At 43.3% G+C, this 12921-nt stretch carries 9 protein-coding genes; 2 read left to right on the forward strand and 7 right to left on the reverse strand.

From position 1 onward, the window contains the following. Positions 1-108: 108 nt before the first annotated feature. The 7 genes from glgA to O3620_RS01390 form a co-directional block, all read right to left on the reverse strand. Positions 109-1539 carry a glycogen synthase GlgA gene (gene glgA, locus O3620_RS01360; protein WP_002915590.1) on the reverse strand — a complete coding sequence of 477 codons (1431 nt, stop codon included), beginning with the start codon at positions 1537-1539 and terminating at the stop codon, positions 109-111. Further along, complete coding sequence (gene glgD, locus O3620_RS01365; protein WP_125401433.1) at positions 1536-2675, reverse strand: glucose-1-phosphate adenylyltransferase subunit GlgD; 1140 nt, start codon at positions 2673-2675, stop codon at positions 1536-1538. The genes glgA and glgD overlap by 4 nt, the downstream gene beginning before the upstream one ends. Then, positions 2665-3807, reverse strand: a complete 1143-nt coding sequence (locus tag O3620_RS01370; RefSeq protein ID WP_268681769.1) for a glucose-1-phosphate adenylyltransferase — start codon at positions 3805-3807, stop codon at positions 2665-2667. Before O3620_RS01370 ends, glgD begins: the two co-directional genes overlap by 11 nt. 6 nt (positions 3808-3813) lie before the next feature. After that, positions 3814-5724 carry a 1,4-alpha-glucan branching protein GlgB gene (glgB, locus tag O3620_RS01375; protein WP_002900750.1) on the reverse strand — a complete coding sequence of 637 codons (1911 nt, stop codon included), beginning with the start codon at positions 5722-5724 and terminating at the stop codon, positions 3814-3816. A 385-nt stretch (positions 5725-6109) separates the two neighbouring features. After that, positions 6110-7534, reverse strand: coding sequence for an NADP-dependent glyceraldehyde-3-phosphate dehydrogenase (locus O3620_RS01380; RefSeq protein ID WP_002910196.1), 1425 nt, complete (start codon positions 7532-7534; stop codon positions 6110-6112). 230 nt (positions 7535-7764) lie between these two features. Further along, complete coding sequence (ptsP, locus tag O3620_RS01385; RefSeq protein WP_002919368.1) at positions 7765-9498, reverse strand: phosphoenolpyruvate--protein phosphotransferase; 1734 nt, start codon at positions 9496-9498, stop codon at positions 7765-7767. Between the two features lies 1 nt (position 9499). Next, complete coding sequence (locus O3620_RS01390; protein WP_002896017.1) at positions 9500-9763, reverse strand: phosphocarrier protein HPr; 264 nt, start codon at positions 9761-9763, stop codon at positions 9500-9502. 598 nt (positions 9764-10361) lie between these two features. Between O3620_RS01390 and nrdH the strand changes: the two genes are divergently transcribed. Together nrdH and nrdE are read left to right on the forward strand one after the other, a co-directional pair. Further along, on the forward strand, positions 10362-10580 hold the full coding sequence (gene nrdH, locus O3620_RS01395; RefSeq protein ID WP_002897920.1) for a glutaredoxin-like protein NrdH: 219 nt from the start codon (positions 10362-10364) through the stop codon (positions 10578-10580). Positions 10581-10739: 159 nt separating this feature from the next. Next, a complete protein-coding gene (gene nrdE, locus O3620_RS01400; RefSeq protein ID WP_002919371.1) occupies positions 10740-12899 on the forward strand; it encodes a class 1b ribonucleoside-diphosphate reductase subunit alpha in 2160 nt (719 codons plus the stop codon). Positions 12900-12921: the final 22 nt, after the last annotated feature.

Raw genomic sequence — 12921 nt, forward strand, 5'->3', positions numbered from 1 at the left:
TAGGACTCCAATACAGCATGATAATATATAAAAATGTAATTCTCACGGAAATCCTCCCTTGTCCAATGGGCAAGAGAGGATTTGCTTATACTGATTCCAAAGTAAATGTTATAGAAGTGATTGATATAAATCACTATATGCCTTGCTGGCTGTATCCCAAGAGAAGTCTCTCTCCATCGCCTGCTCTTGCAGAGATTTCCAAGCTTCCTTGTCATCGGTATAGAGCTTGAGCGCTTCCTTAAAGGTCCAAGTCAGCCAGTAGCCAGAAAAGTTATTAAAGCTAAAGCCAGTTCCCTGTCCTGTATAGACATTGTAAGGCTCTACAGTATCACGCAGACCGCCCACTTCATGCACCAAAGGCAAGGTTCCATAGCGCATAGCCATCATTTGTGACAGGCCACAAGGTTCGAAGCGGCTTGGCATGAGGAAAATATCGCTGGCAGCGTAGATTTCCTGAGCCAAGGTTACATCAAAGAGAATATTAGCTGAAAGCTTATCAGGATAGGCATGACCAAACCAAGCGAAAGCCTGCTCAAAAGCTGGATCGCCTGTTCCCAAGAGGATAATCTGCACATCTTCCTGGAGGAGATTATGCAGCTCTTCCACTACCAAGTCAAAGCCTTTCTGACGGGTCAGACGGGAAACAATCCCAACCACCGGCACATCGTCACGCACAGGCAGACCAACTCGCTCTTGCAAAGCTCGCTTGTTTTCTAGTTTACCAGATAAGTCAGATTTGTCAAAGTGATGAGCTAAGAGCGGATCCGTTTCTGGGTTATAGATATCTGTATCTATACCGTTGACAATTCCGACCAGCTTACCAGACTCCATCCGCAGGATTTGATCCAAATTACAGCCAAATTCTGGTGTACGGATTTCACCTGCATAGCTTGGTGATACAGTTGTCACTCGGTCCGCATAGAGAATGCCAGCTTTCATCCAGTTGAGACAGTCATTCCAACGCAGGGTACCGTCTGCATAGCGCTCATAGCCCACTCCAAATAGTTCCCAAAGCATACTGTCAGGGAATTGACCTTGGAACTCCAGATTATGGATGGTCAAGACAGTTTTGATATTCTGATATGCTTGAATCCAATGGTATTTTTCCTTAACCAAGAAAGGAATCATAGCTGTATGATAATCGTGAACATGCAGAACATCCGGAATGAAATCAATCCGCTCCATCAACTCTACGGCTGCTAACTGGAAGTAAGCAAAGCGCTCACCATCATCAAAGTCTCCATAAACATGACCGCGGAAGAAATAATGCTGATTGTCAATAAAATAGAAGGACACACCGTTCAAGACCAGTCGCTTGACCCCAACATACTGGCGGCGCCAGCCAACACTGACTTCAAAGTAGAAAAGGTCTTCCACCTGGTCGCCAAATTTGGCATGGGTCATGTCATAGTAAGGCAGAATGACACCAACTTCATGGCCAGCCTTGACCAGTGATTTGGGGAGAGCGCCGATAACGTCTCCCAAACCACCTGTCTTAGAAAATGGGGCTCCTTCTGCTGCTGCAAATAAAATCTTCATCGAATTATGTCCTCTGTAACTTTTTGGCTCTTCTTGACTACGATTGGGTCTTCTGCTGTTCCGCGAATCACCACTCCTTCGCCAATTTCAACACCCTTATCCACAATCGCGTACTCGACAGTTGCATTTTCTCCAACTTTCACTCGAGGGAAGAGAACACTGGATTTAACACTGCTTCCAGTCTTAATCTTGGTATTCCGTGAAATCACAGAATTGATGACCTCACCTTCCACAATGCTTCCTGACGCAAACTGGGAGCGAGATACTTTTGAAGACTCAGCATAGTAAGTTGGCTCTTCATTCTTAACCTTGGTGTAAATCTTTTGGTTCGGACTGAAGAGAGAGTAGAATTTCTTACTTTCAAGCATATCGATGTTGGAACGGTAGTAGGTCTCTACAGAATAGATATTCGCCAGATAGCCTGTATATTCGTAGGCAAATGCCCCTTCCTGAGTTGCTAAATCACGCAGGACATAGCGCAGCTTTTGCGGATGCTCTTTCTTAGCTTCTTCTTCCAACTTTTCAATCAGCCATGGAGTATCCACCACAAAGATGTCTGTAGACATATTAAAGAGCTCAGCATCTTCTCGGCCATCAAAGAGTTTATGCCCTCTGACATGGTCCGTTTCGTCAATATCCAGGACAGCATTCACATCTGAGATATTTTCCTTGTGCAATTTCTTATAGACAACTGTAATCGGCTGCTCTGTTGTATTGTGCAAGTGGAAAACTTGATTGAGGTCAATATTAACCAAGATATCACAGTTAAGTGCAACAGTTTGGTTGGAACCGGAACGTTTCAGGTAGGTCAAAAGCTGATCATAGTATTCCTCACCGACTGTAGAGCTTTCTACACGGGTATTGTAGATTCCCAGGTAATAGTGGCTAAGCAAAGTAGACAATCCCCACTCGCGGCCTGAGCGAATATGGTCAAAAACAGAGCTGATATTGTCCTGCTGGAAGATACCAAAGACACTGCGGATACCAGCATTGGCAAGACTTGAAAGCGGGAAGTCAATCAAGCGATATTTCCCACCAAATGGCAAGCTGGCTACTGGACGATGATTTGTCAGAGTTGACATATCATGGAAGCCGACTGTGTTTCCTAAAATTGCTGAGTATTTATCAATCTTCATCTTTTGGTACCCCCACTTTCTCGTTGTATCCGACAACATATACTTCCTCTGTACCATCAATCTCTACACCATCAGAGATGATCGCACCTTCGCCGATAATGGCCCGCTTAATCTTAGCGTCTTTGCCAATAACAGCTCCACTCATGATAACAGAGTCTTCAATGACTGCGCCCTTCTTGACCCGAGCACCAGTAGAAAGGATAGAGTGTTTTACTGTACCGTCAACGAAACATCCATCAACGACCAGCGAATCTTCTACATGGGAATTTTCACTGATGAAGTTTGGCGGAGAAATCAAGTTGCGAGAATAAATCTTCCAGCGACGATTGCGGCTATCCAGAGCATTTTCTGGGCTGATGTATTCCATGTTGGCTTCCCAGAGAGACTCTACTGTACCAACGTCTTTCCAATAGCCTTCAAAATCATAAGCATAAACGCTTTCGCCAGATTCAAGGTAGTTAGGGATAACATTCTTACCAAAGTCAGACATATCCACATTACTCTTTTCAGCAGCTACCAGCATATTGCGCAAACGCTGCCAGTCAAAGATGTAAATCCCCATAGAAGCCTTGGTTGACTTAGGATGTTCTGGTTTTTCTTCAAATTCAACAATCCGATTATTAGCATCTGTATTCATGATACCAAAACGGCTGGCTTCTTTGAGAGGCACATCCAGAACGGCAACTGTCAGGCTGGCATTGTTGTCCTTGTGAGACTGAAGCATGTCATCATAGTCCATCTTATAGATATGGTCCCCAGACAAAATCAGGACATACTCAGGATTGATGCTGTCGATATAGTCGATATTTTGATAAATCGCATGGCTGGTACCTTCAAACCAACGATTTCCTTCGCTCGCAGAATAAGGCTGAAGAATGGACACGCCTGAGTTAATACCATCGAGACCCCAGCTAGAACCATTTCCGATATGACTGTTCAGAGCTAGTGGTTGGTATTGAGTAATGACACCGACATTGTGAATACCGGAGTTGGCACAGTTAGACAAGGCGAAGTCAATAATACGATAGCGGCCGCCAAACTGTACCGCAGGTTTTGCGATACTCTGTGTGAGCTTTCCAAGACGAGTTCCTTGCCCGCCGGCAAGAATCAAAGCTAGCATTTCATTCTTCATAGACTATTACTCCTTTGTGGAATCTTTTTTAACATTTTTACGAGCAATCCGACGCTTGATCTTCCAGATGCTGGCTCCAAGAGCCGGCAGCGTAAAGGTCAAGGTCTGTGGATAATCTTTCCAAAGTCCTTCTTGAGACTGAACTGTTTCGTTATGTTCCTTCCAAACACCTCCCCATTCTTCTAATTCAGTGTTCCATACTTCTTCATAAATTGCTTCCACTGGAACACCAATGGTAAAGTTCTTCCGCTCTACCGGCGCCATATTGAATACACAAACTAACATATCTCCTTTTTCTGTCTTACGGATGAAGGAGAGGACACTTTGATCAGTATTATCTGCATCTATGATTTCGATACCATCATAGCTCAGATCAATTTCCCAAAGCGGACGATTGTCTTTATAGAAGGCATTGAGTGCAGCAGTGAAGCCCTGCATCTTCTTGTTCATCTGATCGTCCAGATTAGACCATTCTAGCTGCTCTTCTGACTTCCATTCTAGGAACTGACCAAATTCTGAGCCCATAAAGAGCAGTTTCTTGCCCGGATGGCAGATTTGGTAGGTCAGCAAGTTGCGGAGCCCTGCGAATTGATTGTAACGGTCACCCCACATCTTGTGCATGAGACTCTTCTTGCCGTGAACCACTTCATCATGCGAGAATGGCAGGAGGAAGTTTTCAGAGAAAACGTACATAAAGCTGAATGTCACTAGATTAAAATCGTACTTACGATAAATCGGATCTTCTTCGTAGAAACGAAGGATATCATTCATCCAGCCCATATTCCACTTGTAGTCAAATCCAAGACCACCCAGCTCTCTCATACCAGTAATCTTGGTCTCTGAGGAACTTTCCTCTGCAATCATCATGACATCAGGATGAGCTAATTTGATAACCGTATTGAGGCGTTGCAGGAAGTAATAACCTTCATAGTTGCGATTGCCGCCATCTTTATTTGGCTGCCAAGGACCGCTGTCATAGTCCAGATAGAGCATATTGCTGACAGCATCAACCCGAATTCCGTCCAGATGATAAAAATCAATCCAAAATTTTATACTGGAAATCAAGAAAGACTGAACCTGATTCTTACCCAAATCAAAGTTGAGAGCACCCCAGCCATAGTTATGGGCGCGATCGTGGTCCTGATACTCGAAAGTCGGTGTCCCATCATAGTAGGCCAAAGCATCATCATTAATAGTGAAGTGACCTGGTACCCAGTCCACAATGACCCCGATATTGTTCAAGTGGCATTCTTCTACGAAGTCCTGAAACTCCTCAGGCGTGCCATAGGTGTGCTCAAAGGCAAAGTAGCCCATGAGTTGATAGCCCCAGCTAAGTCCCAGCGGATGAGCCATAAGCGGCATGAATTCCACATGTGTGTAGTTCATCTCCACCAGATAAGGAATCAAGTCTTCTTTTAACTGGGCAAAGCTATAAGGGCTGCCGTCTTCATTGCGTTTCCAAGATCCAGCATGCACTTCATAGATATTGACTGGCCGAGAGAAGAAGCCCCAGCGCTTCCGGCGTGCCAGCCAAAGACCGTCCTTCCACTTCTTCTCAGGAATAGTGCGAATGACTGCTCCCGTGCCCGGACGCTCTTCCAGATAGATAGCCAGCGGATCAATTTTCAAAATTTCCTGACCACTGCTGCGCTTGATATTGTACTTGTAAATATCTCCTTCCTTAGGCAGCTCCGTGAAGACTTCCCAAACGCCCGCTTCATTTCGGACCATAGGAATCTGCTCTTCATACCAATTGGTGAAATCTCCAATCAAATGGACACTCTGAGCATTAGGCGCCCAAACACGGAAAGAGTAGCCAGACTTGCCGTCTACTTCATCCTGATGCGCCCCTAGATAATGCTGCAAATGAAAGTTTTCACCTGTTGTAAAGGTTCTTAATGCTTCGTTCTTATCCATGCAATCACCTTTCTATTTGTAAGCGTTTTCTATAATACTATTCTACATTATTTTTATCTCTTTTTCAAGTAAATTTCAAATATCCTTACGGAAAATTACTAAAACCGAACATTAGCTGAAATTAGTAATAAATGAGAGAGAAAGCACTGCATTTTGTGTCTCTCAATATGTTTTAATTCCTTTTTCACTAAATATAGGAGCTATCCAAAACAAGAAAAAGATGAAAATTTTCATAAAGATATAGACCAATATGTAAATTTACATTTTAAAATAATAAGCAATTAAACATATAAATGCTTGATTCTTTTCAAATCATGAGGTAATCATATTAGATTTACAAGTTCATCAATGTAAGAAAAAAGGCCGCACAAAGCCGCCTTTCTCATTATTTCACATCAAACACGATGGATTTCACTTGTGTCATCGCTTCGATACTGTAACGAATCCCTTGCACTCCGGCTCCAGATCCCTTAACTCCAAGGAATGGGAAGTTATCTGGACCACGTTGGGTCTTATTATTGATGTGTACAGTACCCACTTCCAGTTTCTCAGCAATTTCAAATGCTTTCGGGAAATCATTTGTAAAGACTGAAGATTGAAGACCAAACTCTGACTGGTTACAGATCTGAATAGCCTCTTCAACGGAAGTCACACGAATAATCGGAAGAACAGGACCAAATGGCTCTTCCCAAGCTAATTTCATATCCAGTGTCACATGGTCAAACAAGGCAGGCCAGATGAGATTTGCTTCACGTTTGATTTCTGTCAAGGCTGACGCTCCTTTTTCTTGAGCATCTTCAATCAAGCCCCAGATGAAATCTGCTGATGCATTATCAATGACTGGTGTGATATCCGCATTATCAAAGGGATCACCAACCGTCAGTTTCTCTACCTCTGCCTTAATCAGCGCCGCTAATTTATCTGCTACGCTCTCCATAACAATGACACGTTTAATAGCCGTACAGCGCTGGCCAGAATAACTGTATGCTCCACCAACAATCTGCTTAGCTGCATGCTCCAAGTCAGCATCTTCCAGTACAACTGCAGCATCCTTACCACCCAATTCAAGCATAATTGGACGCATACCAGCCAACTTACCGATGCGTTCACCAATTGGAGTGGAGCCAGTAAAGTTAATGTAGTTTACTTCCTTATGCTCAATGATGTAATCCCCGATTTCTGAACCACGTCCTGTGATGGTATTGAAAACACCAGCAGGCAGACCAGCCTCAGCAAAAGCCTGAGCCAAGAGCAAACCAGAGATTGAACCTTGAGTAGGTGGCTTAAACATCACGACATTTCCGCCGATAAGGGCAGGAGCAATCTTAGAACCAGACAGGTTGACTGGGTAGTTAAATGGCGCAATAGCCAATACAACTCCTACAGGTTCACGACGGACCACAGCCAGTTTTTTCTTGCTGGCAGCTTCAAAGCCGCCACCTTCCATAACCTGTCCGTGAATACGAATCCCTTCTTCAGCCGCATAGCGAATCAAGTCTGCTGTCCGGACTACCTCTCCTACTGCCGCTTTGATACCCTTGGCAACTTCCTTTGCAAGGATTTCACCAATCTTCTCCTGATCGCGCTCCAAAATATCCGCAACCTTATGCAAATAAGCTGCACGTTCAACTGCTGAAAGAGCTCGCCAAGCTGGCAAAGCCGCACGAGCGCTCGCCATCGCATAGTCAACCTCTGCCTGAGTCATGGCAGGCACAGTTCCTAAAATCTCATTGTTGATAGGAGATGAGATGGTAATTTCATTTTCAGAAACTTTCCACTCTCCATTTATATAATTTTTATATTGTGTCACTTGTCCCCTCCAAAATGTTATTAAATATTATTTTACCAAATTTTCTGAAAATTTCAACCAAAAGTTATAAATTTAAAGAATTTTTTCACAATTAAGATAGATTATTAAATTTTGTTCATATTAGAACTGCTTATTTTCTGTTTTCTTTGATTTCCACTTTTTGCTCCCTCTTACTATGAGGCTGCAACAAAAAAAGACCAGGAAAATTTTCCTGATCTTAATTTTTCAGATTAATTGAAGTCCAGATATTCTTTTTCAAGCTCAAGAACTTCTTCCATCGTTGCACATTCAGTCAATGCACGCTGAGCCAATTCTTGCATCTTCTTCGTATCCAGCTTCTTCATGAGGCTACGAGTCCGAAGGACAGAAGTCGCACTCATAGAGAATTCATCCAAGCCCATACCTACGAGCAATGGCACCGCTGTTTGGTCGCCGGCCATTTCTCCACACATACCTGCCCACTTGCCTTCAGCATGAGCTGCCTTGATAACATTGTTGATCAAGCGAAGGATAGATGGGTTGTAAGGTTGATAGAGGTAAGAGACTTGCTCATTCATCCGGTCAGCTGCCATAGTGTATTGGATCAAGTCGTTGGTACCAATTGAGAAGAAGTCTACTTCCTTGGCAAATTGATCCGCCAGCATAGCTGCTGCTGGGATTTCAATCATGATACCCACTTGGATATTGTCTGCTACTGCAACGCCTTCAGCTTGCAGCTTAGCTTTCTCTTCGTCATAAACCGCTTTAGCTTTGCGGAATTCTGTCAGAAGGGCTACCATTGGGAACATGATGCGCAATTGTCCATGTACAGAAGCACGCAAGAGAGCGCGGATTTGTGTACGGAACATAGCATCGCCAGTTTCAGAGATAGAGATACGCAAAGCACGGAAACCAAGGAATGGGTTCATTTCATGCGGCATATCAAAGTAAGGAAGCTCCTTATCTCCACCGATGTCCATGGTCCGAACAACCACTGGTTTTCCATTCATGCCTTCAAGCACAGCCTTGTATGCTTCATACTGCTCATCTTCTGTCGGGAAGTCTTGAGAATCCATGTAAAGGAACTCAGTCCGGTAAAGACCAACTGCCTCTGCACCATTGGCATTGACACCTTCAACGTCTTTTGGCGTACCGATATTGGCAGCCAATTCGAAGTGCTTGCCATCTGCAGTCACAGTCTGAGCATCCTTAAGCAATTCCCATTCAGCTTTTTGCTTAGCATAAGCCTCACCAGCTGCTTTGAATGCTGCGATTTGATCTTCAGTTGGGTTGATAATCACTTCACCAGTGATACCGTTAGCTGCAATCACATCGCCATCTTTTACAAGCTCAGTAATGTTATTAGTTCCCAATACTGCTGCGATTTCAAGCGTACGCGCCATGATAGCAGAGTGGCTTGTCCGGCCGCCGATATTGGTTACAAAAGCTTTAACAAATTTCTTATCCAGCTGTGCTGTATCAGATGGAGTCAAGTCATGAGCAATCACAACTGATTCTTCATTGATAGACGCTGGGTTTGGCAATTTCTTGCCCAAAAGGTTAGCAAGAACACGTTTTGTCACGTCGCGGATATCTGCCGCACGTTCCTGCATGTATGGATTGTCGTCCATGTTTTCAAAGAGAGTGATAAACATGTCCGTTACTTCTTTCAGACCAGCTTCTGCATTGGTCTTTTTCGCACGGATTGTTTCTTTGATTTGCCCAACCATTTCAGGGTCAGCAAGTACCATTAAGTGAGCGTCAAATACCTGAGCGGCTTCCTCACCAAGGCTATCTACTGCTTTCTCACGGATAACAGAAAGCTCGTTCTGTGAAGCTTCAAGAGCTGCATCCAAACGAGCCTCTTCTGCATTCGTATCTTCGACTGAAACAGTCTCAAATGATAAATCCGGTTGAACTAATAGATATGCCTTAGCAACGGCAACACCGTCAGATGCTGCAATTCCTTTAAGCATTTCTGTCATATTAAGCCAATCCTTCTTTTTCCATTGTTTCAGAGATTGCAGCGATGGCATCGTCTGCATCTGCACCTTCAGCTGAGATCTTAACATCAGCTCCTTGGCCAACACCGAGACTCATAACACCCATGATAGATTTCAAGTTTACTGATTTACCTTTGTATTCAAGCGTAATGTCTGAAGCGAATTTGCTAGCAGTTTGAACCAACAAAGTTGCTGGACGTGCGTGAATACCTGTTTCTGCTACAATGTGGAAATCTTTAGAAGCCATAGTTAGACTCTCCTTTTAAATAATTCTTTTTGAGTTATTGTGATAACCCTTACAAGTTGATATTATATCACCTTTTGAAATCTTTTTCAAGAATTTTATGGCCCGCTTACAAAATATTTCTTGGGAAATGAAAACTCTTCTTATTATATTGAAGAGAGAATTTTCGAGCTAAATCCCACATTTCCCAAGCTTTATTCAAAAATGACTGCCACTAAGTTTTTAATCATAAATTTCTTATTTTATAGAAACTAATTGTTATAAAATAAGAATATAAACTCCTCCCTCCACTCCTCCTAGTGATTCCCTAAATTCTGTAACACAAGATATTGGATTTTGGTTTTTGGGAGGAAAAGCTACCAGTCATTTATCTAACATTTTAAGACTTGTTTAAGCATTGCCGCAACAGCATTTTGCTCCTTTTCTGCAATTTTTCACTTCTTTTCACCGCTTATATAAACACTATATATTGTATTGCAATCTATCCTATAACAAAATATCACACAATATTTAGTTCAAAACTATTGACATTCTATTTTCTTTTAGATATACTAGTTTCGTATTATTTAAAAGAAAAAACGAAAGTTTAGAGGAATTTTTAATGGTAACTATTTACTCAAAAAACAACTGCGTTCAGTGCAAAATGACCAAGCGCTTCTTAGATACTAATCATGTAGAATACCGCGAAATCAACTTGGATGAACAGCCAGAATTTATTGACCATGTCAAAGATCTTGGTTTCAATGCTGCTCCTGTGATTCAGACAGCAACTGAGGCATTTTCTGGTTTCCAACCTGGTAAATTGAAAAAACTGTCTTAATGTAGTTTATTTTGAGGGCGGCGTGCCTTGATTGGGAGATAAACTAAGGACATATTATCAGGGCAAACTGCAGCTCCTATGCTCATAGGAGCCGTTTCTTTTGTAAGGCGGAACTTTTTCCGCTAGCTAATTATCTTATTTATATAGAAAAGGGAAAACATGGGACTCAAACATTTAGAGGATGTGACATACTTCCGACTCAACAACGAAATCAACCGTCCGATTAACGGACAGATTATGCTCCATAAGGACAAAGAAGCCCTGGAAGCTTTCTTTAAAGAAAACGTTGAGCCAAACACCAAGCAATTTTCTTCTATTACAGAAAAGATTGAATATTTAATAGAAGAAAACTATTTGGAGAAGGAATTTATCCAGCTCTACTCTCCTGAATACATCGAGGAGCTGACTGCTTTTATCCATGCTCAAGATTTCAAGTTTAAATCTTTCATGGCTGCTTATAAGTTCTACAACCAGTATGCATTGAAGACCAATGATGGTGAATACTATCTGGAAAGTATGGAAGACCGGGTGCTCTTCAACGCCCTCTACTTTGCCAACGGAGATGAAGCTATTGCCAAGGATATTGCTAATGAAATCATCCACCAGCGCTACCAACCGGCTACACCAAGCTTCCTCAACGCTGGTCGGGCTCGTCGCGGCGAATTGGTTTCCTGCTTCCTCATCCAAGTAACAGATGATATGAACTCAATCGGCCGCTCCATTAACTCTGCCCTGCAGTTGTCTCGTATCGGAGGCGGGGTCGGTATTTCCCTCAGCAATCTGCGGGAAGCTGGAGCACCTATCAAGGGTTATGAAGGAGCTGCGTCTGGCGTTGTACCTGTTATGAAACTCTTTGAGGACAGCTTCTCCTATTCTAACCAGCTGGGCCAACGTCAGGGAGCTGGGGTTGTTTACCTCAATGTCTTCCACCCAGATATCATCGCCTTCCTTTCTACCAAGAAAGAAAATGCTGACGAAAAAGTTCGGGTTAAGACCCTCTCACTTGGTGTCGTGATTCCGGATAAGTTCTACGAGTTGGCGCGCAAGAATGAAGAAATGTACCTCTTCAGCCCATATTCTGTTGAACGCGAGTACGGCGTGCCATTTGCCTACCTTGACATTACTGAAAAGTATGATGAGTTGGTCGCTAATCCAAATATCACTAAGACCAAGATCAAGGCCCGTGATTTGGAAACAGAAATTTCCAAACTCCAACAAGAATCTGGCTATCCTTATGTTGTAAACATTGATACAGCCAACCGTTCAAATCCAATCGACGGTAAAATCATCATGAGCAACCTCTGCTCTGAAATCCTGCAGGTACAAGAGCCTAGCCTTTTGAATGATGCGCAAGAGTATCTCCACTTGGGAACAGATGTGTCATGTAACTTAGGCTCTACCAACGTTGTCAACATGATGACATCGCCTGACTTTGGAAAATCCATCCGGACCATGACACGCGCCCTGACCTTTGTCACAGACAGCTCGCACATCACAGCTGTGCCTTCTATCGACAATGGTAACAGTCTGGCGCACACCTTTGGTCTGGGAGCTATGGGACTGCACAGCTACTTAGCTCAGCAGTTGATCGATTATGGATCTGCGGAAGCTGTAGAGTTCACCAGCATCTACTTCATGCTTATGAACTACTGGACCTTGGTTGAGTCTAACAATATCGCTCGCGAGCGTGGCGTGACCTTCCATAACTTTGAAAAATCTGACTATGCTAACGGCACTTACTTTGACAAGTACCTGACAGGTGAATTTGTACCTAAGTCTGACCGTGTCAAAGAACTCTTCGCAGGCATCTTTGTCCCATCTGCAGAGGATTGGGCAGAGTTGCGTGACAAGATCAAGGCTGATGGTCTCTACCACCAAAACCGCCTGGCTGTTGCACCAAATGGCTCTATCAGCTACATCAATGACGTTTCTGCTTCAATCCATCCAATTACTCAACGGATCGAAGAACGTCAAGAAAAGAAAATCGGTAAGATCTACTATCCCGCTGCTGGTCTGTCAACTGAGACTATCCCTTACTACACCAGTGCTTATGACATGGACATGCGCAAGGTTATCGATGTCTATGCAGCCGCAACTGAGCACGTGGACCAAGGACTTTCCCTGACTCTCTTTATGCGCAGCGATATCCCTAAAGGTCTCTACGAATGGAAAAAAGAAAGCAAGCAAACAACCCGCGACCTTTCTATCCTACGTAACTACGCCTTCAACAAGGGTATCAAGTCCATCTACTACGTCCGCACCTTCACCGATGATGGTGGCGAAGTAGGTGCCAACCATTGTGAAAGCTGTGTGATCTAACAAGAGATTTTAGAAAAAGAAA

Source organism: Streptococcus sp. 27098_8_134, assembly GCF_041431675.1.
GTDB classification, from domain to species: Bacteria; Bacillota; Bacilli; order Lactobacillales; family Streptococcaceae; genus Streptococcus; species Streptococcus sanguinis_R.

Coding starts and splice junctions, on each gene's coding strand:
- glgA (WP_002915590.1), bottom strand. CDS start 1,539: ATGAAGATTTTATTTGCAGCAGCAGAAGGAGCCCCATTTTCTAAGACA.
- glgD (WP_125401433.1), bottom strand. CDS start 2,675: ATGAAGATTGATAAATACTCAGCAATTTTAGGAAACACAGTCGGCTTC.
- O3620_RS01370 (WP_268681769.1), bottom strand. CDS start 3,807: ATGAAGAATGAAATGCTAGCTTTGATTCTTGCCGGCGGGCAAGGAACT.
- glgB (WP_002900750.1), bottom strand. CDS start 5,724: ATGGATAAGAACGAAGCATTAAGAACCTTTACAACAGGTGAAAACTTT.
- ptsP (WP_002919368.1), bottom strand. CDS start 9,498: ATGACAGAAATGCTTAAAGGAATTGCAGCATCTGACGGTGTTGCCGTT.
- O3620_RS01390 (WP_002896017.1), bottom strand. CDS start 9,763: ATGGCTTCTAAAGATTTCCACATTGTAGCAGAAACAGGTATTCACGCA.
- nrdH (WP_002897920.1), top strand. CDS start 10,362: ATGGTAACTATTTACTCAAAAAACAACTGCGTTCAGTGCAAAATGACC.
- nrdE (WP_002919371.1), top strand. CDS start 10,740: ATGGGACTCAAACATTTAGAGGATGTGACATACTTCCGACTCAACAAC.